Source organism: Sporomusa aerivorans (assembly GCF_041428895.1).
GTDB lineage: Bacteria > Bacillota > Negativicutes > Sporomusales > Sporomusaceae > Sporomusa > Sporomusa aerivorans.
In genome coordinates this window covers 4,050,112-4,075,387 of the sequence record NZ_CP156926.1, presented here as the reverse complement: position 1 = coordinate 4,075,387, position 25,276 = coordinate 4,050,112, and the positions used below count along the sequence as shown (strand labels likewise).

The following is a 25,276-nucleotide window of genomic DNA, read 5'->3' as shown; positions in this document are numbered from 1 at the left end:
CAAGGTCGTTGCTACTTTTCAAGATACCACTTGCCCTCTTCACAGGAAAGCATAGTTAGTTCTTAAATTAGGTAAAGAAAACCACTACTGACAGGGCATTATGGTGAGGGATAGGTAAGAAAAAATCTCGTTGTAGCGGCCTCCGGAGCCGGGAGCGCAGGTTTGATTCCCGGGCGTACCATAGAAAGCACAGGCCTTCTTAGGTTTTCTGAGAATGGTTTTTTCTTTGCTTCGGGGGTTATTTAGTGTAAAAAAAGATATCACCTATTCGGCGGTAGAGATTGTGATAGGTATTGAGTACTTAGAAGCATGTTTGCATGTACGGATAAGGAGTAGGGGGCTGGTGTTTAATACATAGAGATCAAAAGGCATCACTTATTAGCGATGCCTTTTGATGGTTAAAATTCTTCTTCCTCTTCTTCCTCTTCTACAAATTCCGGGAAGAATCCGAATGGGAAAAATCGGCGTCTGCCAAATCCGCCAAATCGTCCAAAGCCCCCAAAACCTCTGCCAAAACCGCCAAATCGAGGTGGGTCACCCATTTGTATGCCGCAATGTGGACAACAGTGATGCCGGCGATAATCAAATTCACAGCCACAACTGGAACAAACTTTCACCACATCATAACAGCAAGTTTCATACACCCTGTATTGGGTAGTAAAAGTTCCTACACACCTTCTATTACAACATTTAGGCATACAGGCCGAACGATATTCGTGGCCACAACATCCCATATTTATTCCCTCCAAGTCAGATTTATTATAGCTTATGTTTGACAAAAGTAGACTGTTATGTATTATAGAAAATAAAAGTAGCCTGCCGAGAGAGGCTTTTCCCATTTACCCTCTATTATTTACACCATCAAGTCTTTGCGGCATCCTCTGGGGCGGTTATTCTTTTATTATTGAGATGGAATCAGCATCTTCTTCATATATAGTTCTTCGTTCAGCCCGGCCATTGTGCCGGAATTGCTTTTTACCGTAACCGATTTTCCTTGTGGATCATAAGATACTATATACATCACGTCACAACACACAACAAAGGAGGGATTTCTATGGGATTTGGATGCTTCGGGGGTCGTGGTGGAGGTAGTTTTATTTTTATAATAATCATTATAATCATCTTATTATTTTTCTGCGGTTTTGAGGATGATTTTAGCTCGACCTGCTAACCTAATTCACCACCCCAGATCATTTACTTAATTGAAAGGTTATCTCTAGCTGTGCCCGGCCCGTGTGGCCGGGCGTTTTTATATTACGCTGTATGGCTTTTTGTCGTAAAGGAATTTCGGAAAACTTAGAGAATTTCAGATTTTATATGTGCCATTTTTTCCGCAATTGATAAACTTTTAACAAAAGTTGGATGGAGGGAAACCGATTGGCGGCGTAATGATACTATCACAACAATATTCCTCTTATTATTACATTTATTTGTAAAGGGATATACATTACCGAAATAAAACCCCAGCTGTAGCCGGGGAGAGGGAGGGGAGTATGATGGATAATAATATCTTCAACGAAATTCAAGCTCTCATATTTGAGGCACGAAGAAAGCATGGCAGGGAACCGGATTATATTATTTTGGGTCGTGAAAACCTGATTAAAATGAAATCTCATGATGACTGTATCCGTAACATATCAGTTCACCCAAAAGATGGGTTAAAAGTTTTTGGCATTGAAATAGCAGAGACAAGCAAAGAATATGAATTAGACGTAGCCTATAAGGCATAGTATCGCCGCATCCTCCGGGGTGCGGTTTTATTCTTATCTTCTATGATATATGAAGGAGTTTCCTTCTAGGTATAGAAATAGGACTTTAAACCTATAATCAGGGAATTAAGTCCTATGTAAGTAATAGCGCTATTTGAATTAATTTGGGGTGTGAATTGTGATATTTAGGCACGAATGCGGCGGGCGTGCTCATGCCGCTGGGTATAAAACGGTGTACGGATGGAATACATGTATTTGTCTACGCTGCGGAGAGGTATTTTACAAATGGTTTACAAAAAAAATGCTGGGACTTAGTCCGAAATAGATTAGCCGCTCACCCGAGCGGTTTTAACTTTTAAGGAATTTTTAAAGTTAGCCATTTATAATAAAAACACTCCTCTTATTACATAAAACCATCATGTAGCCCGGCCTGCGTGCCGGGTCCTTTTTTATGAGAGGTTTTATTTGTCACAAATTTGTAAGAATGCCGTCAGGATTTAGTAACACAATTGCTTTATTATTAGTAATACGAGACCTCACACTCCTTTACTACCCCGGCTACTGCGCCGGGTCCTTTTTTTATTTCCGATTGTTCCCGCTTGCAATTTTCAAACAGATGTTCTGTATTATAACCGAGCAAATGCCCCGTATTGGGGGCAATAAATTTAAATCATACTATCCTGCACGTTGATCTTAACAACTTCTACGCAAGCGTAGAATGCCTGTATAATCCCGAAAGTCGTGACAAAACTAAACCATTGACGGAGAGCTACAAAGATAAAGATTACCAATAAAAGGCTAGCTTTGAAGTGATTCTGGTAGCATAATGCTACCATGACTGCAGTCGCTTGCCGGGTTCATTCTGGAGCGGCTTTTATTGCTTGGTGTAATTTACCTACACAATTTTAAAAAAAATTTAAACAAAAGACTGTATTATGTAAATTGTGCATCCAACATATACATATTTAAAGGAGGTTTCCAGATGAAAGGTATGTTGAAAAAGCTTGTGATTTATTCCGCGTTAGGACTGATGCAGGTCGGCTTATTTGCAACTGTAGTATCAGCAGCTCCCAGAGTCGAAGAGCCGCCAGTAGTAGAAGAGTGTTGTGGAGATCCCGTTTGCATGAAGGAGTGCGCCAATGGCGTAACGCCTGAATGCAGGGAAAAAAATCAGCATAAAAAAACAATTTCCCAAGCTGTACCTGAAGAAGAAAATGGTGATAATATTATAAATAGTTTATTCCAGGGAGAGTTCAGTCAAAGTACGTGTAACCAATAAATAATCGCTCGGCAGCTTCAACTGCCGGGCCTTTTATATTTTAGGAATAGGATAACTTTGTTTTTCTCTAGTTTCTGGCTTCAATTTTAAAGGTAGTCCTAATATTAACCCCGTATAATAAAAGTATCAATAATAAAGCCATATATTGCCTGGCTTTTGCCCGGCTGCCTAGTGCTTTTATGATATGTGATGTTGCAAATAATACATTCTGCCTGCCGGGTGGTCACTTTCTTGAAGGAACTTGGCAATATTTGTAGAAACAGTATTTAAAATGGCGAAAGTTGCTATTATAGGAAGTTTAGTAAATTAGTATTTTGTCCATCATTGTTCATCATCCATCATAGATATGGATTCAATCAACATCATTTACAATGTTAGGAAGGGTAAGACATGATTGAAATATTTGAATTTCTCGATGATATTCCTCTTGATTGGATGATGATGTTTTGGTTGGCCATATTTATTATTAATGTTGTTATATTAAGGTTTAATAACAGATATGTTGGGCTATGAAATAGTCTGAAGAGAAAATCCCAGTAGTAGCCGAGGAGAGGGAGGATTATAAAGCACTTCCTATAATGTCTTTTAAGCAGTTGGTTCCTGTTTACAAAACGATTCTTCACTTTGCCGGCCGGTGTGCCGGATCTTTTTTATTTTGGCTCTGTTCGCATTTGGTGTTGCTAGGAACTCAAAGATATTGAAACCGTCCGTATCTCATGTAACAATTATACTATAAGGAAATACGGAGGTTTCGGTTTATGGAGGAAGAGAAAATCAAGGAATCTCAACTGACACTAAATCAACGACTAAAACAATGGGCGCGAAAGCTCAAGAACGAAATAGTAACCATGTACTTTGTAATAAAGCACCCTGAAACACCACTATACGCAAAGGTCCTCGCCGCCATCATTGTTGGATACGCACTAAGCCCGATAGATTTAATTCCGGACTTTGTGCCGATCCTGGGCTGGGTAGATGATGTAATTCTTCTACCATTAGGTATCGCCCTCGTAATCAAGATGATACTGGCAAAAATACTTGAAGCATGCCGAGAAGAAGCAACAACTAATCCACCGACTATAAAACCAAAGATTTGGGTCGCGGCATATGTCGTAGTTATGTTATGGTTTATGATCTTATACTCACTGTACGAGTGGTTTAAATAGCTTTCAGATATTCTGACGCGCATGACGCTAGAGGACGAAGGTGCGAGCTAGCATATTTTGTTTCTTTTATCTCACGCTTTTGCCTTGGATCGAACCTTCCGAGGTACGGTTTCCCATTTTTAAAGCAATTCTAAAATTAGCCAATTATAACAAAAACAACTCCTTTAAAACATACATAATCCTCTATTACCCGGCCTGTGCGCCGGTTCCTTTTTTATTATCACCGTAACAAATTTTTCTTGTGTTCATAAAATATAAGGTACATTGCACTTCACAACCCAAAATCTAAGGAGGTTTGTCCTATGAGATGGGGTGGTTGTAACAATTTGTTTGTTATCGTCATATTTATTGTTTTTACTTTGGCTTTTCGTCTTATGGATACCTGTAGCTCAACCTGCAGTTCAACCTGGTAAATATCTCCACAGATCCATTGATGATTTTGTTTACACCTAGCAATTATTATTTGCTGGGTGTTCTTATTTTCTGGTGCTTATCAATCCGTCTTCCATTCATTTCTATTGTAATTTTAGAGCCCATGTTCTGTATTGATGCAAACAAATGTTCTATAATTGTAATGAGTAAGATTTTCATAAAAATCACAGCGGATCATGAATTAATGGTGTTATCATGCCCAAAATTCTACACTAGGCCAGATGACCACCAATAGGAAGTAGATAACGTTCGCATGGCAGCTGCCCTCAGAGCCGGTGGCCAGGGCATGCGGTATACTTACCGTATAGCTAATAAGCAAGTGTATCTATTTTGTGATGGGGGTAAATGGTTTATTGAAAAATTAATGCAGGGCATTGGAATGATTAAATTTTATCTCTTAGTGGCGGGGATGAGATTTTTTAATTTTTTTCTTATATTTAATAATAAATTTGAGAAAAATATAAAGGCACTTAAAAAACATGTACAAAGCCTTGTATAAGTAAAAAGTATTTTTCTACTCGATTGCATTGTTTATAAGAAGCTTCTAGTATACTCTACGGTTCGTTTATTGATAATGCTTGAATTATAATCTAAACTTAATTCTGGGGATGGTGAAAAATTTAGTTAGAGACTATCAAAAACACATTTCTTTTATTATTAGAAATGGTCTGAAAGGTGGATAAGATTGAAAATAACAGCATTTAATGGAAGTCCCCGAGCAGCTCAAAGCAACACGCATATTATTGTGCAAAAGTTTTTGGATGGTGCGAAATCTACCGGGGCTGAGGTAGATAATGTTTTTCTTATTGATAAAAATATTAGCCATTGCAGCGGGTGTTTTTCATGTTGGTTCAAAACACCTGGACAATGTATCTTTACTGATGATATGAAAGAACTAATAGAGAAATATGTGACCTCAGATATAATTTGTTTAGCAACGCCGGTATACACTTGGAATATGACAGCTTCTTTGAAAAATTTTGTGGATCGTCTTGTACCTTTGAGAAGCCCTATCATGAATCAATCAAATGGCAATTATGATATGCAGGAAAGAATAAAATTCCCTGATGTAGTTGTTATTTCAAACTGTGGATTTCCTGGTGAGAATAACTTTGAAACCATTAAACAGGTTTTTAAGTCAGCAAATCCGGTGTTAGAGATATACAGAAATAGCGGTAATTTACTTAAAACCGCCGACTCCAAAATAAAAATTATGGTAGATGAATATTTGAAATATGTAACGGAAGCGGGTTTCGAGATTGTTAAAGATAGTAAAGTATCCAGCAGTATAAAAACTAAACTTCAAATGGAACTAATTAGCCCCGAAGAATATATAGAAAAGATAAATACGAGGACTGGTAATTCCGGTTAAGAGATTTAAAAAGCTAGTACAACCAAAAGAGTTAGCAATTAATGTTTTGCTTAGAAGTTAAATTAAGACCTGAGAAATAATACCACCTGCCCAGTAGTAGTGACCAGCATGCTATAATAAACTAAAATAGCTGCCAGCAATGGCAGCTTTGTTTATATATCTAGAATGGTTCTATATCCGGTCACGAAAAAGAAAACTAGTATCAAGAGCTGATAAGCCAGAATTATAAACAGATGACTAGACGGGATTTAGGTGAGCTGAGGTCACTGATTGGGATAGTAGTATTGGGTGATTGATTGACTGGGGATTATATAAATTTAAGCAGGGAATTGTATGAATACAGATAAGACCTTAAGGTTAATGAGATTACCTTGATAGACGTTTTAGGAACAGCCCCTGACGTTGTAGGCGAAGCTGTTGAAAGTTTGTGTGAGCAAGAACGTCTAACAAGAGAAATTCGCCGGCTGACAGCCCGTGAAAAATGGGTGCTGGAAATGCGTTTTGGGATACCTGACGGCAGTCGGAAAACACAGCGCGATATTGCAAAAATTTTAGGTATTTCCCGTAGCTATGTAAGCAGGATCGAAAAACATGCCATCAATAAATTAGGGAAGACATTATCTGTAGACAATAGCCCGCCTAAATAAGGGTATTTAGTTTCTTTTTACCGACGTTTTGAGAGATATTTCTGTTGTTGATAGCAGCGCCTGGCAGCGGATAAGACATCTTTCCTTCCGACCGGTTTAGCGCGCAAGGGTAGCCATTCTGCGACACATAAGCAAAGCTGGCTTTAAGCCAGCTTTCGTCAGTTTTTTAGATAATTACTGAGGCTTTGTACCTTGTAACTGGTAATCTGGTCAGCTTTTGTTTCTTAAACGGGCTTTGTGATTGGCGCGTTATGAGTGATTCTTATTTCTCACAAAAAACGCTTATTGTCGTTAAAATATTACTCCGTGATCGGGTAATAATTTAAAGATCACAAAAGACCAATGATCTTTAATTGCATCATGGAGCTTTTTCCAATCGCTTAGAGGGAAGGTGTCTTTATATATATATAGATCATCTGCCGAATCAAACTCATTTTCCGTTCCTAAAGCATGGAATTTCCATGAACCGATTCCTTTCGAAACATAGGATATATCCTCAGCCCCAAAACCAAAATGGTTCTCTCGGATTTTATCTAACCATAAAAGATTTCTGGTTTGTCCGTCAGGATCTGTGAATTTTTCAAATAGAGCCTGTATTTTGTTGCGAATAGAAGTATCTAATGGTTCAACTTGCGCGATTGGATCGCCAAGGTAATATCGTTTCAGCACCATGTAGATATGATCAACCGCCCGCATAAAACGTTCGGTATTATCTACATATATTCTTGAGCCAAAATAATCAGTATAACTCCATTTTAGCCAAGGCTCATCAGGACAGGTCAATGCTGCTCCGTGGCCTAGAGCAAGATATTTATCTATAATTTCGCAACCAAATATATCTGTTAGATCATCAATCTTTGCTCGAATCAAGCACCCAAAGTCTCTAACACTTTCTTCATCGTAAAGGTTAGTTATATGATTAATATCGTGTTTTATACCAACAAAGCCTTGATGCGACCAAGTGTCAGCATAAACATGAAGAGTTACACCTAAGCGGTGAAGTCCATTTTCATCGCTCTTATACAGAAAAGCTTCTTTAACCATATCTTGTGCTACCAGGCTGTTTTCTCTGCAAATCAAGCGAGATACAAAACCAAGCCGATTATGATCAGCTGGTTGATTACCAGGTAAAAAATGAAAGGGCATCCACGAATGCTGATTTGCTAAGTCATCTAAATTGCTGATATCTCTCAGTGCATGGGCTGAATTAATTCGATAATACATCGGATGATTTGTAAACTTTATAAAGCCGCCATTGGTAGCGTCATCCACATATTGAGAACTGTACGATATTATTTTAGCATCTTCTTGAGAAAAGCCAGTTAATCGAGATAATACGTAAATAACAGCATAATGAAAGTCTGCCTGCATTCTTTTACCTCTTTTCATAAAATATAAAAACACAGCCTGTCTAAATACAGTACTGTGTTTTTTGCTGCAAATAAGCAAAGGATTAAATAGGTATACTTATTATATACCGACAATTGTAATACTAATCTTACATCAAAATATGTCAATTATGCATGTTGTTTAGTGAAGTTTTTTGTAAAATCAAGTAATATTACCTGATTGGTCGGTTAAGGGAATCAACTATATCAAAGTTGCAATCCACATTTCTGCGCTGGAGAATAATCGCTATTGTTTTTTTAATCCTGGCGAAGTTTGATATGTTTGAAGAGCGGTCTGAGCGTCAATGATCTCGGCAATGCATATAGCTCACGCCAACGGTGTTTAAGGAAATGAACCTAATATATTCCAGCAAGAACAGATCGGATGTAATAAAAATCACTTAGCGGGTTCAATTTTACTTTTTGTCAGATTTATTCGGCTGATCTTCATCAAGTGGTTTACCGGCTGCTGGCTGTACGCTCGGGTCGGTCTTAAATACTGCTGCGCCTTCCTGCCACATTTGGTACCCATAAATAAGGGCGGCGAGTGAAGTGGTTATAAGTAATACTTGAAAATAGGATATGTAAAATATCCAAACGCCTCGCTGAACAAACCAATCAACTATAAAAAATATTAAGATGAAATCGAGAACAATATTTGTTGTAATAAATATCCCAAACCGGCCGTAGGTGTACTTGAAAATCCAAATTGTACCAACAAGATAAGCGCCATAAACAAATATCGGTATATTTATAAGCGGAAAAGAGGGCTCTTTTACGGCCCACCAATGCAAGGAAATACCTGCTTCAATGATGAAAGTAAAAACAACCATGCAGAATAAAGCAACGGACATGTAACGTCTCATCTCTTCTTTTTTTAGAAAGAGGGTGGATGCCCACGCTAACACAACACTTGACCATAATAAAGTTTGATTGCTCAAATTTATCAACTCCAATAATCATGTTGATATAAGTGTTGCTATATTAGTGGAATTTAATGCGTAGAGGAAGAAGCCAGATGAAAGCCATACTATATGGAACAGCCTATTGCCGACGGAAAAAACATGCTGAAGCCGGCTATGGGGAATCGCTTACCGCAGTTCTAACGTCATACATGCACCAACAGAAAAAGCTGACTGAAGATCCTCGGAAGTAGTAAACACGCGCCGGAATTGTGGGTTTGGAGTTTTATTACGGTCATATTACCGAAGGGAGACGGTATGACTCGGTTATAAATGTTAATGAGTCGGTCCTGCTTTAATGTCAAGTAAATTAGCCATGTGTTGCATAACTTCACAACGGGTTTGAAATAATGCCTGCCCGTAAATAGTTTCTTTAACATCATTCAATATTGTATCGAGGAGATTTGATGCTTGGATTTCGCTGATTTCTACATGGATTTCTTTTAAAATAAAGTCTTGAATGCCTTTAGTTAATTCATTTTGTTTCTGATTGTCTAGTTTGATATTGTCCATTATATGCTCCTATGTTTTATAATACATGTCTATTATACCAAGACTCCATTATAAAAAGTTTGCCTATTAGAGATAATATGGACATTTTCTTTTGGACAGATGGTTGGCCGATCAATTTTTAATAATTGTGGGGTGGGTTGAATATGAAGTGTATCTGAGAAGCAGGCGCTGCCAGTGTGGATATAACCGGCATCTGAGCTGGTATATATTAGCCCCAATTTAAAGAGCCAATATGGCTCTTTTAGCATGCCAAAGACCAGGAACATAGCAAAGTACATTTCTAAAGAAATTCTAAAATTAGACAGTTACAATAAAAGTACTCCTCTAAAACATACATATTCCTCTCTTATACCCGGTCGGTGCTGCCGGGTTCTTTTTATTTCCAGCCTTATTTAGTGGTGAACGTTCTATATGAGCATAGGTTCTAGGGCGAAAAGATGAGCTGTATATTTGCTTTGTTATTACGGTAAGTGGCTTGTGAGAAATAATTGTATAATTATTTCATTGTAGCGAAACCTACTCTCTAATACGACAAAAAAGGGAGAAGGTATAATGGTGCAAAGCCCATTCTATAATGATAGTGAAAATGCAGATGGTATTATCGAGAATATCCTTAAGGTACTGTATATTGACAATACTGACGACGACAAAATTGTCTGGGATACTGAAGCAGATAGATCAAAGGTTGATCGGTAAATAATACCGCCTGACCGTTCTCTGTAATAATGATATAATGAAACTAAAATAGGCTGCCAGCAATGGCAGCTTTATTTCTATGGATTCCTCGTAAGAAAATACAGCAACAGGTAGCACAACAGAATATCAGCTTTTTACCGCCGGTATCGCCACAGGCTATAACAATTATTTTTGAGCTAGGAGGGCTAAAGAAAGTGAGACAGCTATTCATATTATTGATTATGGTACTATTTGTAGGATTCAGTATGCCTGCTGAAGTTATGGCTGAGACAATTTCAACCAATTTATCACCTGAGCAGTGGATTGGGCGCACCTTTTTGTTTCATGATTTGCCTAAGGATAAACAAAAAGAAGGTTATGAGATATTCAAACTAGATGATGCCGAGCAAGGGTGGAGGGGAGACCGCTCAGTGCGAATTCCTTACGATGCACACGTTTACAAACAAGTCGAGGTAACTGATGTTGTTAAGTTTCCGGCTGGAACAGGTCAGAATGAATATCTCGTGTATATGAAAGAAGTTAGTTCGGGAATGAAATTGGTAGGCCGTACGGTCCGAGATCAATTGGAAGGAATATTACTGGAAGATGATCTCTCTCAGGCCAAGGAACAGTTTATAGGAAAAAAGATATATCTTAAAAAGCGTTATATAGAAATTGAAGAAAAGGGTTCGGGCGATGTTATATTGAAGTCAGTACCGGTTAAAATTGGCAGTGAGGTGCAAGTTATCGACGTTATTACAGGAGTTCATACTGATGAGCCGCTTTGTTTGATTGTTTCACTCGAGGGGCAGAGGGCTATAATACCATTTGCTTATAGCTGGACCAATATACGTAGTACAGCTTGGCAGCAGACTCTGCCTTGGCAGGAGGAGTTTTTTTCGGAAAACCCGCGGATTAGTCTGGGATGGCCTAAAGAGGTATGGGATCAGATCGATGCTGGCTCAGTAGAAACAGGGATGAACAAAAAGCAGGTTGAGTTTAGTTGGGGAGCGCCTATTAGAATTTTGGAGAATTCTGATGGAACTTCAGTATGGCATTATGGAAAAAGTAAACTAACGTTTAGATTTGACTCTCTTATTTTAAGTGATATCGTAGAAGATGAAACAGTTACACCTTAGCAAGAGAAGTATCCTTACTTCACAGTACTATTGCGTTGTAGAGATCCTATGTTAATTTTTTAAAGATAGGAGCATTTGAAGTGCCCCCCTAAAGTAGATACGGTAAGAGAAAACCGTTGAAAGCTACTTAGGGGGGCGTATGATTACACGAAATAAACCTGTATAAAAGCAATTCGCATTTGAGATTTTCATATGTACTAAGTTGCCAGACCAGTTTTTTAGTGACAGGCTATGTCTTCGTTTTTATAAAAATAACAATTGCCAAATCAAAATCACGCTCAGGTCATTGCAATATATTGTGCAGTCCAATCCAGCTTTTTTCATAATGTCATGTATAAACAAAAAAACACAGCCTGTCCAATTTAGAGCTGTGTCTTTTTTGCTAAGAATATTCATGATGAGCAGCGTTGTGGTTATGTTCAATAGTATTTCTCAGATATATATTGGTTGCCAATCCGAGTTCCAAAAGACAAAGGGGTGGAGGAAGGAGAGCTAGATTAGTCTTCTCTTCAATGAAATTCGCTTGTCAACTGTTTATTATATTGGTTTTTTAACTTCTTATCGTTTGCCTGGACATATTTAAGGACTGATACATACCAATTCTCAACTTCTGTTTCCGGTATAATCTTAGTCCATAATGTCATGTCGTAAATATTAGATTTGTGATATGTTATATTACCTACCAAATTGTTATATTGAATTAGATCTAGAAGCATATATTCTCGCTCGTTAACCCTAAATAGGTAATGATTGAGACTATATCTTCCGCTATTCTCATCAGGCTTTGTTTTGATCCAGACGTTAACCACTAATTCATTTCTATAACTATCTCTCTCGTATTTTAATGTTTCTGTATCGAATTGGCCTACTGTCAGGCTGCCCTGGAGTATTTCCTTGAATCTTGGTGGAGGTTCATGGGGTTTGGATGCAGCAAATGCACATCCAGAATTTAGTAAAAGTACTACGGTAATAAGTAAGAGGATTCTTTTTGAAACCATGACATCACCTTTCATTCGAGAAGATAAATTAAGTATGCTACTTTTATATATCGAAATTTATTAAATAAAATTAAGTAGAATTATGTTAAATTAATTAATTGCCAGTCAATGCTGGCAGGGAAAGCAACTATAGATTTAGTGTTTTGATATAACGTTGTAATATATACTCTATTAGCCCGTACTTTATCTTTCTAACCTAACTTATCACCTTTATTAACAGGTTGTTGAGGTTGTATTAATACTACTCCTTGTGTAGAATGAACCCCTAATACCAAAACTTCTGACATAAAGTCGGCAATTTGTCTTGCTGGAAAATTCACTACCCCTAAAACTTGCCTACCTGCAAGTTCTTCTTTTTTATAGCACTCAGTAATCTGGGCACTTGACTTTTTTATTCCAATTTCACTACCAAAATCAACCCATAATTTATAAGCAGGCTTTTTTGCTTTTTCAAAAAACTCTACTTTAACGATTTCTCCAACTCTAATATCTATTTTCATAAAATCATCAAAGGTAGCTATAATAATCACCTTTAAAGTAGTCTTATTAACTGCAGACTCCTTAATTATTTACTAAACAAATCGCAGTTTACAATTATTTGCTTTTACGTACACGTCAAGAACGGCGTGGCCGTGGTAGCCAATGAGTAGGCCCTTCACCTGCGTTATGGTTTTTTTTAGCGAAGAAGGAGAGATAAATAATCTCTGCTACGCCGACAAGTTTTTTTATTGTACTTATCTTTATAGGTGCTTGGCCCGGTCATAATTATATATTTATCAGGATGCATGAAGGAAAAAAATACCAGACGGCGAATTTATGGTAAAAAAAGGTAAAGGGGGATGGCTGAAATGAGTGAAGTTAATTTAGAAGCTGGTGCAATCTTGTATCTGCAAACAAATCCTGATGAAGCGGTAATTCAAATCTTTGGTGATTACTACTATATGGAGAGTCAAAAAAAACCTGTTGGATTAGGCAGAAGTAAAGAAAAAGCAAAAGATAAATTAAAACAACTAAACAAGAATTATATCGTAGACAAGGTTGAGTGGTAAAATCTTTACTGGCGCAAACGTATGTTCCGTGCTATAATATAAATAAGTTTTATAAAGGCAGGGAGCAATGTGCAAGAGCAAAGAAAATTGTGGAAAGAAGTAGAGCGATTACAAGAAATACTTCACGAAACAGTTAGTAAGAAAGGCGTTAATTCACCTGAATCCAGACGCGCAATTGAAGCTTTCAGAAACAAAATGCAAGAATATAACGATTCAGTAAAACCTTAACGTCCTTAGGGGCGTTTTTTTTCATGCAGAAAAACCAGAGGTGATCATCATGCCCACTCAACCAAATAGATTGCCGTTTGTGACACCGCGCTGCTATGCAACCTTATCTTCAAATTCTTTTTAAGTTGCATACCGCAAGGCTTTGGCATAGGATAGACAAGAAAGAGAGGTAATGTGAGTGAAAAAACAAATAGTAGTGAACCTAACTACCATGCGATGTTCTTATTTTGAAGACGGCCAATTGGATAAAGAATATCCTGTAGGTATTGGTAAGCCATCAACTCCCACACCTCCAGGCAACTACCATGTTATTGAAAAATTAGTGTTTGAGAAAGAAGGTGATGTAGACCTCGGTTCTCGAAGATTGGTTTTATCATCAGACAAAACTTGTCTTCATGGTTCATGGAATGGTCCGGTAGAAGGCCCGGTATCAGGTGGTTGTGTCAGAATGTATAATAAAGACATTGAAGAATTGTTTCCTAAGGTAGAGATTGGCACACCTGTTGTTATGCTTAAAGAGTAAATTTTATTGACAGGAAATAACGCCTGTCGATGTTTATATTTGATGTCATAAATAAAGTGAACAAAGTCGTCTGCCTGGCTCGTCCTGGTGGGCCCTATTTTTTTCAAAGAATGGCATAATTACATAATATCATAGATGGAGGGGGACTCTGTCCTGGCGTGAATTTACATTACCACTGGCGTTTAGCGTTTTAGCCGGTGTAGTTGCTAGGAAAATCGCGGGAGGTGACTGGTGAATTAAAGTAAGACCGTGGTGATTTTTTTAGTCGTATCCTTCGGGTTGCGCTTTTATCTTACCACCAAACAAATGAACCCACCTAATAGGCGGGTTCATCCTTAGACTCATTTTTCCATTATGGAAAGCGTTAATATATAACAAACCAGTGTCGCAATGATAAAACAAATTCCCAAAATAACTGGAGCGGCGCGATATAAAAAATGTAAAGCATCTAGTGACTTTTCTATGGAATTAAGGAAAGAAGATCTCATTTCAATCCCTCCTAGATATATGCTTGTACATGTATTTTATCAAATTCTTGTTCATGTGAATAGTCTTTACCATTCATTTCCGTTTAGCGTGGTATGCGGAAACCTAAAAAGTATAAATACAACAGCCTCAAAGAGGCGGTTTTCATTAAAATTTCATAATCACCCTGGTATAATAGAGTTGTAAACAGGCCGTTATCTGTTTACAGACGTATCCCCACTTTGCCCAGTAAATGCTTACTGGGTGCTTTTTTACTTCCACTCGTTTCCGCCTGCGTCTTTTCGAGCGGATATCCTAAGCTAGGCAGAAGCAGTAGTGAAAGCATTAGGCATTAAAAGAAAGTTAGAGATCCTTAAAGTTATACTCGATATTTTCCCCTAACCTGGTAGCCGCAGCCTCTAGGTTGCGGCTATGCTATGCTAAACGGGAGAGGCATGATCCCATTCTTACAATTCAATGGATGTGAAACTTCTACCGGAAAGTATTTCTCTGTATTTTAGTAAATCACTGACGGTAACGAATTCATATCCTTGATCTCGAAGCTTATCAACTATAAGAGCGATAGCCTCTGCTGTCGGGAGCGGATATTGTCCGTCATGCATTAATATAATGCTCCCAGGTTTTACATTAGTTAAAACTCTGTTTACCACTTCGTCTACCGACGGTCTTGCCCAGTCATGGGGGTCAATATTCCACATAACAATAGAGTATCCTAAATTTTGTAGAATTATTGCCGTTTTCGCATTGTAAGCTCCTCCGGGCGGCCTAAAGAGAACCGGCTTTGTAGTTACAGCAGAAATTAAGTTTTCTGTTTTTTTCACTTCTTGCTCAATGTTCTCTTTAGTCATGCTGGTCAAGGGAGTATGGCTGTAGCCATGATTACCTATTTCGTGGCCGTCTGCTATTTCCTTACTCAATAATCCCGGTGATGTTTCGATGTTTACACCTAAGACAAAGAAGGTCGCTCGTACCTGTTTTTCTTTTAATGTTTGGAGTATCGTAGGCGTTGTTTTATAATGAGGGCCGTCATCTATCGTTAATGCAACTACTTTACGAGTTGTTTGGACGTTTTGAATTATGTGGGAATTAGCGTAGAGAGTGTCACTTATCTTTGTATTGAAAAGTATGCTTAATAATACAATAAAACTCCAAAGCAGCGGTTTGGGAAAAGCCATATGAAAACCTCCCTTTTGATGCTCTCATAAGAAATATATGCTTACAGGGATAGTACAATTCTAAATGCCGTAATGGTAAGGCAGTTTGGCATTCTACTACAAATATCTGAGATAATTTACAGAAAAGAGGCATCACTAATTAGTGATGCCTCTGAGGATGGTCGGGTGTTCTTTTTATTTATTACCGTAACAGATTTCTCTTTTGAATCATAAGATACACTACACAGCATACTTCACAACTCAAATCTAAGGAGGTTTGTTCTATGCGATGGGGAGGCTGCGGCGGTCACGGTGGTAGTTGGATAGTTATAATAATCGTTATAATTATTTTGTTACTATTTTGCGGTTTTGAGGATGAATGTAGCTCAATTTGCTAACCTAACCCACCAATCCAGATACATGACCGATTTGTGAGGTTACCGACTTTAGTTGTACCCGGCCTGTGGGGTCGGGTGCTTTTTTATTGCCCCTCATACCTGTTTATTGTTGCAGAACATTATTCGAAATGAGGCAATCCTTCTCTCCGCCCTTAGCCAGTGGGTGCTTTGTACGAAGGGGAGGTCGAATTAGGGCTGCGTCTTTTTTTATTTTATTTTTGGCACTAAATCAGCAAGATTGGCAAAAGTTTGTAACAAGATTGTAACATTTAAAAAGTAAAATGTAATCAGTAAGTATCTTACAAAAAAATGGGGGGTCATATTATGAGTATATCAGCTATTAGTTCAACATCTACCAGCACTTTGTATAGTTCATCAGAATCGTCTAGCTCATCCAATACAGACGCTTTAGAGGCCAAAGCGCAAGCCCTAAAAACGCAAATTGAGAAACTTGAAAAAGAAAACGCAAATAAAAATGCCCAGCAAATCAAGAGTTTACAAGCGCAACTAACGGAAATCGAGACGGAAATTTCAGAGGCTGAAAGTTCCAGTACCAGTAATAATACCGCCTCTGGTGGAGGCAGTATATCTAGTAGTGTTGCCAGCGGCAGTACCGTTGCTGCGTCGGCCAATGCCGCCGGCACGGCAAATACGGCCAGTACCTCTTTAAGTGATGCAGGGCCAGCATACACTGTTGAACTTAGTAGTAAATGATTTATGATAATATAAATAAAATACAGGGATCTAATATCAAATATCGGGAGTGAGTGTTCCTATGAATTTTATAGGTAAAAAAGTAATAGTATACTCAATGCTGGGTTTACTACAAGCAGGGATGTTTTCATCGATAGCCGCAGCGGCCCCAGCACCATTACATATCGACAGTTCACGAATAACATATCTTGATCGTGATGATCGACGTGATGATGACCGGCGGCGTGATCACGACGATCGGATGCGCAAAGAAAAAGAACGGCACGAAAGAGAAATGAAGCGTCGGCCGCATGAAAACGAGAGAGAATGGCGTGAGCGGCAAGAGCGGGAGAAAGAGCGTCATGATCAGTCATTACGCGAAATAGCAGCTCTTCTAATTGGGATTGCGATTGGATCTGGATCATCGAATAATTGATAAAAATTAAGCCGTCCTGGCGGGCGGCTTTTTGTTAATGAGCACTAAGAAAGTTCAAAGATCTTATCGGCATAATAAAGGCAGACCTTTATGTTGACTTCTGATGTCGCTGCGCGGTAAGTTGGCTTTAATACTATGTATTGAAATTGCTGATTCGAAAGCTGAAACTATCCACGCCGGAGTAAAACCGACAAAACCAAAAGGTAAGTCCATTGACCTTATAGTATTAAAGCTGGATAAATATACATGGCAGCTCTGTGCAGGATTTTACAAATTTCCGCCTAATATTCTAAATCAAGGGAGGCGGTATTTGTGGAATCTATCCGAAAATGGGCATATCAACAGATGATTAGTTTAGATACGGGAGAACAATGGACGCCGTTCACCTGGCTGATGTTTTTGATTATATTTTTAGGTGTAATAATTGATCTTATAAGTTAAGCCCTTGCGCGTGCGCTGAGGGCTTATTTGTTTGCAGGACTTTATATTAAGGAAAGAGTAATTCATTACTGTTATGGTAAAGAGGTTGTTACAGCTGATTTTAGAATAAGAGGGGATGGGGAACATAGCAGTGGAGTGGACGAACCTTTAAGTTTCATGAGTTGTCTAAGGCTAAACAGGACCTATGAAGTAGTATTTTAACGTTTAATGGCGATGTTCTTGTTACTATAGATAAATAGTACTAACTAATACTCTAATAGCTTAATCATATGAATAACCTCCTGGCATGTGCCGGGGCAGTATTTTCCGGGTTGCTTGCTAGTAGTCAGGTACCTCCAGATAACCCTTGAAGAATATATAACGCGAATGCTGAGCCGTCCGCAGGGCGGTTGTTTGTAGCACTATATGGTTATTCTAATTTCTGGGGGTGCTTCTATGAATTACACGTTTGTTGGAATACTGTTGGCAATCTACACTGTGCTTATATTACTTTGGTTTAAGGAAAAGCATTAAAGGAATATAGGGACAAACGCTCTTGCTAATTTTTATTGGATTCCTATGGAGATGCGGGTGCTAAGCTGAAAGGCGCAGGCGGTACGCAATGAAACAGGTACATTTGCATAATGAATTTGTGATCCAAAGCCCATCTCTCATATACGAGAGGTGGGCTTTGGATTATGTAGAGTTAACTCGTCATTTTTTTGTCACATTCTCATATTATGCTTTAAATAACAAATATTGCTATATTATTACCAAGGAGTGGGAAACATATGATTTTAAAAGTAATATCTGCACAACCTGTTTGCAATAATTACAAACAAAATTTTAGATATCAATCCAAGGAGGGATTAAATAAGAAGAGCTCAACTTCATTCGCAAATGTATTGGAAAGCACAATAAAAGCAAAATGTGCTGATTTAAAATTGCCAGGTACGCTTTCGTGGTAAATCCCCATATCTTTATCTGCAATTAAGGCTTATAGTCCCCGTGTAGTCAGGGTCATACATGAGACCCTGGCTATTTTAGTTTTTTGAGATAGATTTAGAAGAAATAGAGTGTAAATAAGCAGCAAGATCACGCTTTATTGCACTAATACCGTTTTAACAACTTCGATTACTCTCACGGGTGTATCATCTGTCTTAACATGAAATGTAAGTCGACTTCCTTCCGGGCCTGCAAGCATGGACGTAAAGGTATCAGCATCCTTGACCGGCATACCATTAACCTGCGTAATTCGGTCACCAAATCTAAGACCGGCTTGATAGGCGTTGCCTTTAGGATCAACAATGCTTACGAAAATACTGTTCCCGATTAAGCCGTCAGCATATTTAAAACCGTAAGTAGGCTTAAGTATTTCTACTTGCGTGGCAAGTTTGTCTATGTTCTTCTTTGCAAGGTAATTCAGGGCTAGTATGGTTGAGTCAGGGTTCCAGCCACCCATAATACTTTTGTTAACAATTGATTCAATATCAGGGTATTTTTCTTTTAATTCCAAGGAAGTCTGGGTAGGAACAACAATCAATAGATTGTCTATTTTCGCTTTCCATAAGGCATTGATATCATTGTATATTATATATACAGCATTCAAGTCAGTTGTGAAAGATTTGGGAGTTGCCTCTTGGTATGCCTTCACTTTTTCATTAATTCGCGAATGCTCTTTTTGAAACTGATAATAATCAGGATCTGTATAGAAACTAGTATTAAGGTTCTGGTAATCAGAAACAATCTGCAAAATATCTGTATGTCCTGGAGGATTAGTTGCAAAGCCCGGACTTGTAAAAAACATTAGCATTAGCAATAAGAATATAGTTTTTTTCATAAAGCATCACTCCTTTGGAACTTTATTAATTTAATTAAGTAATAAGTTTCTACTTAACCGGTAGAAGGCTGATTGCACAATTGGTATGCATATAGATAACACCCGGATCTGTGGTGATTTTGGATATTACCAGTAAATCGCCGATACCTTGGCCAACGCCGCTTTTGAACAGACTGGCGGCAAACGGTTTCAAGTCAATATCAACGGTATTGCCTTTTACTTTACTTTCAACATTTCCATCAAGCGGGTTTCCGTATATACTGGTAATAAGGCCTAAACTCATATTGTTTAAAAACCATGATTTAATAGAGTGACCGAGTAGTTCTTTTTTTTCAATATAAAGCTCCAGTGTGGCTCTGTCTTTATCAAAGTGAAATTCTTTAATTGCGCAGGTAAGGTGTAAAACACCGACACTGTCTGCTTTAACTTTTAACATAATTTTATTATTTCCCAGAATACTAATGGTTGCTTCTTTAATTTTGGGGTTGGATCCGGCAATGGTTGCAAAATATGTATTTAGTATTTTTTCCGGAATGGTATATACACCAACATTCATATTGCCAATTGTTTGCGATTGACACAGTTCTCTGGCCAACGCCGAATCATCTATAGATTCTGCCATGACAGGCAAAGTAGCAAAACAGAGTATTGCCAACATACACAATATTAGAATCTTCCTCATTGAAACATCTCCCTATGCTTTTATGCTTATATACAGTGAGTTAAAAAATGAAAAGACACTATGTCAGTTGCTTGGCGCAATATGCACAAAACCGCCAGTGCGTTTCGACTTTTTGACCGCAATGAGGGCAAGACGGATCTGGCTGGATTGCCAGGGGAGCTGTGCAGTGGGCACAGTATTTCCAGTCTTCTTGGCAGTTAGCGCCGCAGTTTTTGCAGAGCTTACCGGCCGGTAATACAATATTGCCTGTAGGCACAACCTGCGGTTTTGTAGCGCCGGCGATGAGAAAAACAATACCAAGTACCCCCAGCAGCAAAGCGGTAACAGAATGATTTTTTATTAATATAAAAGCAGCGGTCACTAGGAGAATAGAGCCCCAGACCATTAGTTTACTTAACGGATGGGCTATAACGTCAGGCTTGATTTCATGGATTTTAGGCGGACTGCTTCTTTTGAAAAAGGGAAATTTCCAATACATAATATACAATCCACATCCTTACCACTATTACATAATATTTAGGAGTACAGCGTACAGCTTCACTGCGGGTTTTACTGCCTAAACGGCGGAGATGCTTGCGTAGTGAAAATCCTACTGCCTGAACAGTAGGATTAGCGACAGAACATTCTTTTACATGTACCAGTAAAGCCCGGAAACACCAGTTAGACTGAGTAACGCTGCGCTGCTGGTTGCTGCAAAACAGATCTATAAGAATCCCTGTGAGTGTTTTATATTCAGGCCTGGAATATTGTTAGTAGTGACAAAGCTGTCGCTAGCTTGATTTCTATCTACTATTACTATGATACCAGGTAGGGGGAATGTCAAGACGGAATTGGACAAATACGGGTTATAGCAATAGCTTGGCCTGCATTTTGATCATAGACTCCTTCTAGTGTTATAGGTAACCATCTCTTTTGTTTTTATAAACGGCATGATATAATTTCTGGTAATTAGTACATTAGTAAAAGGAGGCAACTTTGCTTAAGCTACTTGTGCCCGGTCTGGCGGTAAATACATTATCCGACATTGATTTTGCCGAGCTTAAACAGCGCGGTATTCGTGGCATTATTCTTGACCTGGATAATACCATAATTCCCTGGAATAGTCCGGAGCTTTGCCCTGAAGTACTTGCATGGATCAAAGATCTGCCCGGTCAGGGCTTTAAAGTATGCCTGGTATCCAACAACGGCAAAAGACGGGTTAAGCACATAGCGCTGCAATGCGGTGCCCCTTTTATTGCGCGGGCCCTGAAACCGTCCCGGACCGGCTTTCGCCGGGCGGCCTCGGTCATGGAATTACATTCTGAAGCCATCGCCGTGATTGGTGATCAACTGTTTACCGACATATTGGGCGGCAACCGGCAGGGGATGTTGACAATCCGGGTAAAACCACTGGCTGCAAAAGAATTTATTGGCACAAAGATTACCAGACAGCTGGAAAAGGTTGCCCTGAGACTGTTGAAGGCTACCGGACATCTATAGGAGGATTGGCAAAAATGAAAATAGCAATGCTTCAGATGCAAGTTGTCGCCGGTGATGCTGAAGGTAATCAAGCGAAAGGATTTGCGTTTATCCAGGAGGCTGCCCGGCAAGCTGACACCGTTATTTTGCCTGAAATCTGGACAATTGGCTACGCACTTAAAAATGTGTCGCTGGTTGCTGAACCGATAAATGGACCGCTCGTAACCCGGCTGGCTGGTATTGCGCGGGATTACTGCGTCAATATTATCGCCGGATCTTTGCCGCTCAATATTGGCAATCAAATCTATAACAGTTCGCTGGTCTTTAATAAACAGGGCAGCGTTGTTGCTGCTTATAATAAAATACATTTATTCAGTATGTATGGGGAAGAAAGATTTTTCTCAGCCGGAAGTTCCCTGGAATTGTTTACATTAGAAACTATTCCTGCCGGACTGGGGATCTGCTATGATTTACGCTTCCCGGAATTGTTCCGGTCACTGGCGCTTAGCGGTGCCCAAATTACCTTTGTACCTGCCGAGTGGCCGGCCGTCCGGGGTGATCACTGGCGGACGCTGGTTCAGGCGAGAGCTATTGAGAATAGTATGTATCTGTGTGCCGTAAATTGTGTCGGTGAACATAAGGGTGCTGCTTTCTATGGTCATTCATTGCTTGTTGATCCTGAAGGCAGGATTATCGCCGAAGGAGGCAGTGAGGAAGCCGTTATTTACGGTGAGATTGATCCTGACAGAGTCAATCAAACGCGACAGGCCATGTCGGTTTTTCGAGATCGCCGACCGGATGTATATAAGGAGTCCAGTGTATGAATATATTTGCCAAAACAAAAAAAGTAGGATTGCTCGGCTGGCCGCTCGGCCATTCATTATCGCCAATTATGCACAATGCGGCTTTTGCCGCTTGCGGCTTAGATTACGTGTACCTGCCCCTCGCCACACCGCCGGAATTGCTGGGCGACGCGATTGCTGGTCTCAAAGCTTTAGGCTTTGCCGGCGTAAATATTACTATCCCTCATAAAGTAGCGATACTGAACTATCTTGATGCGATTGACGAAAGTGCGCAATTAGTTGGTGCGGTCAACACCATACAATTTAAAGACGGACGTTTAATCGGCCATAACACAGATGCCGGCGGTTATGTTGGGGCACTGAGACTGGCCGGTGTTGACGTAACGGGAAAACATGCTGTTATTTTGGGGGCAGGCGGTGCTGCGAGAGCTGTAATCGCCGGCCTTATCGGCGCGAATATAGCTTCTGTTACTGTTGGCGCGCGTGATTTAGAGAAGGCGGCTGCTATTGCCGCTTTGTTTTCAGTGGGAACGCCTGTAAGCGGAGTGAGATGGGACAGCCAGGCTTTTTCTGCCGCCCTGCTAAAAGCCAATATTATTATTAATACTACACCGCTGGGAATGTATCCGGATCTTCTCTCCCAACCGCCCATTCCCTGGGAAGTGGTACCACTGTCAGCTGTTATTTCTGATTTAGTATATAATCCGTCTATGACTCCGTTTATGACGGAAGGTGTACGCCGTGGGCATATGGTGGTGGGCGGCGAAGGTATGCTGCTTGAACAGGGCGCACTGGCATTTGAATTATGGACAGGTTGTGAAGCGCCAAGAGACGTTATGCGGCAGGCCTTACTTAGTTCACTAGGCAAATAATGATATCTCACCAATATTTAACAAAAAATATATATTTGCAAGCAGGATTTTACTAACATTGGCAGAATAGATATTTTCAATTAACCAGATTTTACAATTTGTTACTGAAATTTCATAATAAGAATAATGTATTAGGCACTAAGATGACGTTTAATGTCAATACTGGTAAAAGCAACCGATAACAAGGCAAAGTTTTAAATGTTTGCCGTAACGGTTGCTTTTTGTTTTCTTTTGGGCGTTTCTCTGCACAACGAATATTGAGGCGAAAAACATGGTGAGTAGTAATTGTGACAATTTGGGTTTTATGTTAATGGAAGCAAAGATTTTAACCTTAGAACAATTGGAGCAGGCGCTGACAATTCAAAAAGAGACAGGTGACTGGCTGGGCAAAGTAATATCTCAGCTGGGGTATATAACGGAAACAAGCTTGCTGGAATATCTGGAAGCTCATTTAGGTGTAGCCTATATTGAGATGGCAACTATGGATGTGTCCAGCAAGGTTGCAGAAGCCATACCTATGTCCTTAGCTGAACGGTACCAGGTCATTCCCATTAAAAAAAATGGACGCCAGCTGACATTAGCTATGGTTGACCCCACAAACTTTTATGCTATTGATGATGTGCGCATGGTGTCAGGGTGTGAAGTCAGGCCGGTAATTGCCTCACAACGTGAGATTATGCGGGCAATCAATCAGGCGTATGGTGTTCACGAACTGGTGGAAAAGGCAGTTGGCAAGTTGAAAACTGATGATCCGGATAACCGGGAAGCAGTACATATAGCTGAGGATGCGCCGGTAGTTAATATTGTTAATGCCATTATCAGCCGGGCCGTCAAAGAACGGGCAAGTGACGTTCATTTCGAGCAGCAGGAAACTGCTTTGCGAGTACGGTTCCGGGTCGATGGTTTTCTCCGGGAGGTCGTTTCTTTTCCACGACGTTTGCATGCAGCTATTGTTTCCCGGATAAAAATTATGAGCGATATGGACATAGCTGAAAAAAGAATACCGCAGGATGGCCGGATAAAGGTTCAGGAATATGGCCGGGATATTGACATTAGGGTATCTACTTTGCCAACAATAACTGGTGAAAAGATAGTTATGCGAATACTTGACAAAAAGGCAATTTCGCTCGCCATCAGCGAGTTAGGCCTAACTCCGGAAAACTTTAATCTTTATTATAGTTTGTATCGTCAGCCCTTTGGGATGATACTTATAACCGGCCCGACTAGCGCCGGTAAGACGACAACCTTGTACTCAACTTTGACCACATTAAATACCCCGGATAAAAATATAGTCACAATTGAAGACCCGGTAGAATACCAGTTAAACGGCATTAATCAGGTACAGGTAAATCTCCGGACCGGTTTAACTTTTGCTAAAGGGCTAAGGTCAATATTACGCCAAGATCCCAATGTTGTACTAGTGGGTGAAATAAGAGATACCGAAACGGCCGATATTGCGATCAGGGCTGCGCTTACCGGGCATTTGGTTTTTAGTACACTGCATACCAACGATGCACCGGGAGCTATCACCCGGCTGCTTGATATGGGGATAGAGCCATATTTACTGGCATCTTCCCTCTTGGGAATTGTGGCCCAGCGGCTAATACGGGTCATATGTCCTCAGTGTAAAGTAAGTTATACGCCTGATAACGAATGCGCCGAACGGCGGATTGCGGAAGACAAAATTAAAACTATAGGTGTATTATACCGGGGACTAGGCTGTCCGCATTGCAATCAGACCGGCTATTCCGGCCGAATGGCCATCCATGAGGTAATGACAGTAGGCCCGGTTTTGCGTGACGCCATAAATCAAAAAGTTTCCAGCGATGCTTTGAAAAAAATTGCTGTGGAGGCAGGCATGAAAACAATGCGTCTGGATGGTACTGACAAGGCAATAAACGGAATTACCACAATAAGTGAAGTCATACGGGTTTCCTGTGCGGAAACAAGATAG

General features: G+C 39.6%; 27 protein-coding genes. 18 read left to right on the top strand and 9 right to left on the bottom strand.

The genetic code is table 11. The features are described 5' to 3' along the window. Positions 1–427 precede the first annotated feature (427 nt). Positions 428–598, bottom strand: coding sequence for a hypothetical protein (locus tag SATMO3_RS19650; protein ID WP_371371428.1), 171 nt, complete (start codon positions 596–598; stop codon positions 428–430). A gap of 895 nt (positions 599–1,493) precedes the next feature. Here SATMO3_RS19650 and SATMO3_RS19645 point away from each other — a divergent pair. From SATMO3_RS19645 to SATMO3_RS19620, 6 genes are all read left to right on the top strand, one after another. Beyond that, positions 1,494–1,730: a hypothetical protein gene (locus SATMO3_RS19645; RefSeq protein ID WP_371371427.1), complete on the top strand. Its 237-nt coding sequence runs from the start codon at positions 1,494–1,496 to the stop codon at positions 1,728–1,730. A gap of 961 nt (positions 1,731–2,691) precedes the next feature. Beyond that, positions 2,692–2,988 (top strand): hypothetical protein, encoded by a 297-nt coding sequence (locus SATMO3_RS19640; protein ID WP_371371426.1) that lies wholly within the window; start codon positions 2,692–2,694, stop codon positions 2,986–2,988. A 758-nt stretch (positions 2,989–3,746) separates the two neighbouring features. Further along, a complete protein-coding gene (locus tag SATMO3_RS19635; RefSeq protein WP_371371425.1) occupies positions 3,747–4,154 on the top strand; it encodes a YkvA family protein in 408 nt (135 codons plus the stop codon). Between the two features lie 685 nt (positions 4,155–4,839). After that, positions 4,840–5,085 carry a hypothetical protein gene (locus tag SATMO3_RS19630; protein WP_371371424.1) on the top strand — a complete coding sequence of 82 codons (246 nt, stop codon included), beginning with the start codon at positions 4,840–4,842 and terminating at the stop codon, positions 5,083–5,085. Positions 5,086–5,271: 186 nt separating this feature from the next. Continuing rightward, positions 5,272–5,958 carry a flavodoxin family protein gene (locus SATMO3_RS19625; protein WP_371371423.1) on the top strand — a complete coding sequence of 229 codons (687 nt, stop codon included), beginning with the start codon at positions 5,272–5,274 and terminating at the stop codon, positions 5,956–5,958. Positions 5,959–6,329: 371 nt separating this feature from the next. Beyond that, on the top strand, positions 6,330–6,605 hold the full coding sequence (locus SATMO3_RS19620; RefSeq protein WP_371371422.1) for a sigma factor-like helix-turn-helix DNA-binding protein: 276 nt from the start codon (positions 6,330–6,332) through the stop codon (positions 6,603–6,605). Between the two features lie 291 nt (positions 6,606–6,896). Here the strand turns inward: SATMO3_RS19620 and SATMO3_RS19615 are convergent, their stop codons facing one another. From SATMO3_RS19615 to SATMO3_RS19605, 3 genes are all read right to left on the bottom strand, one after another. Continuing rightward, positions 6,897–7,976, bottom strand: coding sequence for a DUF6765 family protein (locus tag SATMO3_RS19615; RefSeq protein WP_371371421.1), 1,080 nt, complete (start codon positions 7,974–7,976; stop codon positions 6,897–6,899). Between the two features lie 433 nt (positions 7,977–8,409). Beyond that, on the bottom strand, positions 8,410–8,934 hold the full coding sequence (locus SATMO3_RS19610; RefSeq protein WP_371371420.1) for a hypothetical protein: 525 nt from the start codon (positions 8,932–8,934) through the stop codon (positions 8,410–8,412). Positions 8,935–9,231: 297 nt separating this feature from the next. Beyond that, entirely contained in the window at positions 9,232–9,468 is a 237-nt protein-coding gene (locus SATMO3_RS19605) for a DUF2164 family protein (protein WP_371371419.1), read from the bottom strand. Between the two features lie 552 nt (positions 9,469–10,020). Between SATMO3_RS19605 and SATMO3_RS19600 the strand changes: the two genes are divergently transcribed. Together SATMO3_RS19600 and SATMO3_RS19595 are read left to right on the top strand one after the other, a co-directional pair. Continuing rightward, positions 10,021–10,164 carry a hypothetical protein gene (locus SATMO3_RS19600; protein WP_371371418.1) on the top strand — a complete coding sequence of 48 codons (144 nt, stop codon included), beginning with the start codon at positions 10,021–10,023 and terminating at the stop codon, positions 10,162–10,164. Between the two features lie 62 nt (positions 10,165–10,226). Continuing rightward, the gene (locus SATMO3_RS19595) at positions 10,227–11,282 is read left to right on the top strand and encodes a hypothetical protein (protein WP_371371417.1); all 1,056 of its coding nucleotides are present in this window, start codon (positions 10,227–10,229) and stop codon (positions 11,280–11,282) included. Positions 11,283–12,471: 1,189 nt separating this feature from the next. Here SATMO3_RS19595 and SATMO3_RS19590 read toward each other — a convergent pair. Then, positions 12,472–12,810: a tRNA-binding protein gene (locus SATMO3_RS19590; RefSeq protein ID WP_371371416.1), complete on the bottom strand. Its 339-nt coding sequence runs from the start codon at positions 12,808–12,810 to the stop codon at positions 12,472–12,474. 318 nt (positions 12,811–13,128) lie between these two features. On the opposite strand from SATMO3_RS19590, the gene SATMO3_RS19585 reads away from it, so the two are divergent. The 3 genes from SATMO3_RS19585 to SATMO3_RS19575 all read left to right on the top strand — a co-directional run bounded on the left by SATMO3_RS19585 (position 13,129) and on the right by SATMO3_RS19575 (position 14,080). Next, entirely contained in the window at positions 13,129–13,329 is a 201-nt protein-coding gene (locus SATMO3_RS19585) for a hypothetical protein (RefSeq protein WP_371371415.1), read from the top strand. Positions 13,330–13,398: 69 nt separating this feature from the next. Beyond that, positions 13,399–13,557 (top strand): hypothetical protein, encoded by a 159-nt coding sequence (locus SATMO3_RS19580; protein ID WP_371371414.1) that lies wholly within the window; start codon positions 13,399–13,401, stop codon positions 13,555–13,557. A 178-nt stretch (positions 13,558–13,735) separates the two neighbouring features. Then, a complete protein-coding gene (locus SATMO3_RS19575; protein ID WP_371371413.1) occupies positions 13,736–14,080 on the top strand; it encodes a L,D-transpeptidase in 345 nt (114 codons plus the stop codon). Between the two features lie 932 nt (positions 14,081–15,012). Here SATMO3_RS19575 and SATMO3_RS19570 read toward each other — a convergent pair. Beyond that, positions 15,013–15,741 carry a polysaccharide deacetylase family protein gene (locus tag SATMO3_RS19570; RefSeq protein ID WP_371371412.1) on the bottom strand — a complete coding sequence of 243 codons (729 nt, stop codon included), beginning with the start codon at positions 15,739–15,741 and terminating at the stop codon, positions 15,013–15,015. A 701-nt stretch (positions 15,742–16,442) separates the two neighbouring features. Here SATMO3_RS19570 and SATMO3_RS19565 point away from each other — a divergent pair. From SATMO3_RS19565 to SATMO3_RS19555, 3 genes are all read left to right on the top strand, one after another. Next, positions 16,443–16,832, top strand: a complete 390-nt coding sequence (locus SATMO3_RS19565; protein WP_371371411.1) for a hypothetical protein — start codon at positions 16,443–16,445, stop codon at positions 16,830–16,832. Positions 16,833–16,893: 61 nt separating this feature from the next. Continuing rightward, entirely contained in the window at positions 16,894–17,247 is a 354-nt protein-coding gene (locus SATMO3_RS19560; protein WP_371371410.1) for a hypothetical protein, read from the top strand. Between the two features lie 1,211 nt (positions 17,248–18,458). After that, positions 18,459–18,635, top strand: a complete 177-nt coding sequence (locus SATMO3_RS19555; RefSeq protein ID WP_371371409.1) for a hypothetical protein — start codon at positions 18,459–18,461, stop codon at positions 18,633–18,635. A 134-nt stretch (positions 18,636–18,769) separates the two neighbouring features. Here SATMO3_RS19555 and SATMO3_RS19550 read toward each other — a convergent pair whose 3' ends face one another. The 3 genes from SATMO3_RS19550 to SATMO3_RS19540 are packed head-to-tail and all read right to left on the bottom strand — an operon-like array spanning position 18,770 to position 20,667. Continuing rightward, on the bottom strand, positions 18,770–19,507 hold the full coding sequence (locus tag SATMO3_RS19550; protein ID WP_371371408.1) for a PDZ domain-containing protein: 738 nt from the start codon (positions 19,505–19,507) through the stop codon (positions 18,770–18,772). A 49-nt stretch (positions 19,508–19,556) separates the two neighbouring features. After that, positions 19,557–20,189: a hypothetical protein gene (locus SATMO3_RS19545; protein ID WP_371371407.1), complete on the bottom strand. Its 633-nt coding sequence runs from the start codon at positions 20,187–20,189 to the stop codon at positions 19,557–19,559. Positions 20,190–20,247: 58 nt separating this feature from the next. Beyond that, positions 20,248–20,667 (bottom strand): zinc ribbon domain-containing protein, encoded by a 420-nt coding sequence (locus SATMO3_RS19540; protein WP_371371406.1) that lies wholly within the window; start codon positions 20,665–20,667, stop codon positions 20,248–20,250. Positions 20,668–21,164: 497 nt separating this feature from the next. Here SATMO3_RS19540 and SATMO3_RS19535 point away from each other — a divergent pair, with 497 nt between their 5' ends. The 4 genes from SATMO3_RS19535 (at position 21,165) to SATMO3_RS19520 (ending at position 25,276) form a co-directional block, all read left to right on the top strand. Further along, positions 21,165–21,668: a YqeG family HAD IIIA-type phosphatase gene (locus SATMO3_RS19535; protein ID WP_371371405.1), complete on the top strand. Its 504-nt coding sequence runs from the start codon at positions 21,165–21,167 to the stop codon at positions 21,666–21,668. A gap of 14 nt (positions 21,669–21,682) precedes the next feature. Beyond that, entirely contained in the window at positions 21,683–22,471 is a 789-nt protein-coding gene (locus SATMO3_RS19530; RefSeq protein WP_371371404.1) for a carbon-nitrogen family hydrolase, read from the top strand. Next, complete coding sequence (locus SATMO3_RS19525) at positions 22,468–23,322, top strand: shikimate dehydrogenase (protein ID WP_371371403.1); 855 nt, start codon at positions 22,468–22,470, stop codon at positions 23,320–23,322. The genes SATMO3_RS19530 and SATMO3_RS19525 overlap by 4 nt, the downstream gene beginning before the upstream one ends. A 271-nt stretch (positions 23,323–23,593) precedes the next feature. Further along, the gene (locus SATMO3_RS19520) at positions 23,594–25,276 is read left to right on the top strand and encodes a GspE/PulE family protein (RefSeq protein ID WP_371371402.1); all 1,683 of its coding nucleotides are present in this window, start codon (positions 23,594–23,596) and stop codon (positions 25,274–25,276) included.

Bases quoted from the DNA above. Each gene is read 5' to 3' on its own strand.
- SATMO3_RS19525 (WP_371371403.1), top strand. From the start codon at position 22,468: ATGAATATATTTGCCAAAACAAAAAAAGTAGGATTGCTCGGCTGGCCG.
- SATMO3_RS19545 (WP_371371407.1), bottom strand. From the start codon at position 20,189: ATGAGGAAGATTCTAATATTGTGTATGTTGGCAATACTCTGTTTTGCT.
- SATMO3_RS19645 (WP_371371427.1), top strand. From the start codon at position 1,494: ATGATGGATAATAATATCTTCAACGAAATTCAAGCTCTCATATTTGAG.
- SATMO3_RS19595 (WP_371371417.1), top strand. From the start codon at position 10,227: ATGGCAGCTTTATTTCTATGGATTCCTCGTAAGAAAATACAGCAACAG.
- SATMO3_RS19605 (WP_371371419.1), bottom strand. From the start codon at position 9,468: ATGGACAATATCAAACTAGACAATCAGAAACAAAATGAATTAACTAAA.
- SATMO3_RS19615 (WP_371371421.1), bottom strand. From the start codon at position 7,976: ATGCAGGCAGACTTTCATTATGCTGTTATTTACGTATTATCTCGATTA.
- SATMO3_RS19530 (WP_371371404.1), top strand. From the start codon at position 21,683: ATGAAAATAGCAATGCTTCAGATGCAAGTTGTCGCCGGTGATGCTGAA.
- SATMO3_RS19550 (WP_371371408.1), bottom strand. From the start codon at position 19,507: ATGAAAAAAACTATATTCTTATTGCTAATGCTAATGTTTTTTACAAGT.
- SATMO3_RS19560 (WP_371371410.1), top strand. From the start codon at position 16,894: ATGAATTTTATAGGTAAAAAAGTAATAGTATACTCAATGCTGGGTTTA.
- SATMO3_RS19630 (WP_371371424.1), top strand. From the start codon at position 4,840: ATGGCAGCTGCCCTCAGAGCCGGTGGCCAGGGCATGCGGTATACTTAC.
- SATMO3_RS19555 (WP_371371409.1), top strand. From the start codon at position 18,459: ATGATTTTAAAAGTAATATCTGCACAACCTGTTTGCAATAATTACAAA.
- SATMO3_RS19520 (WP_371371402.1), top strand. From the start codon at position 23,594: ATGGTGAGTAGTAATTGTGACAATTTGGGTTTTATGTTAATGGAAGCA.
- SATMO3_RS19585 (WP_371371415.1), top strand. From the start codon at position 13,129: ATGAGTGAAGTTAATTTAGAAGCTGGTGCAATCTTGTATCTGCAAACA.
- SATMO3_RS19540 (WP_371371406.1), bottom strand. From the start codon at position 20,667: ATGTATTGGAAATTTCCCTTTTTCAAAAGAAGCAGTCCGCCTAAAATC.
- SATMO3_RS19635 (WP_371371425.1), top strand. From the start codon at position 3,747: ATGGAGGAAGAGAAAATCAAGGAATCTCAACTGACACTAAATCAACGA.
- SATMO3_RS19600 (WP_371371418.1), top strand. From the start codon at position 10,021: ATGGTGCAAAGCCCATTCTATAATGATAGTGAAAATGCAGATGGTATT.
- SATMO3_RS19640 (WP_371371426.1), top strand. From the start codon at position 2,692: ATGAAAGGTATGTTGAAAAAGCTTGTGATTTATTCCGCGTTAGGACTG.
- SATMO3_RS19570 (WP_371371412.1), bottom strand. From the start codon at position 15,741: ATGGCTTTTCCCAAACCGCTGCTTTGGAGTTTTATTGTATTATTAAGC.
- SATMO3_RS19565 (WP_371371411.1), top strand. From the start codon at position 16,443: ATGAGTATATCAGCTATTAGTTCAACATCTACCAGCACTTTGTATAGT.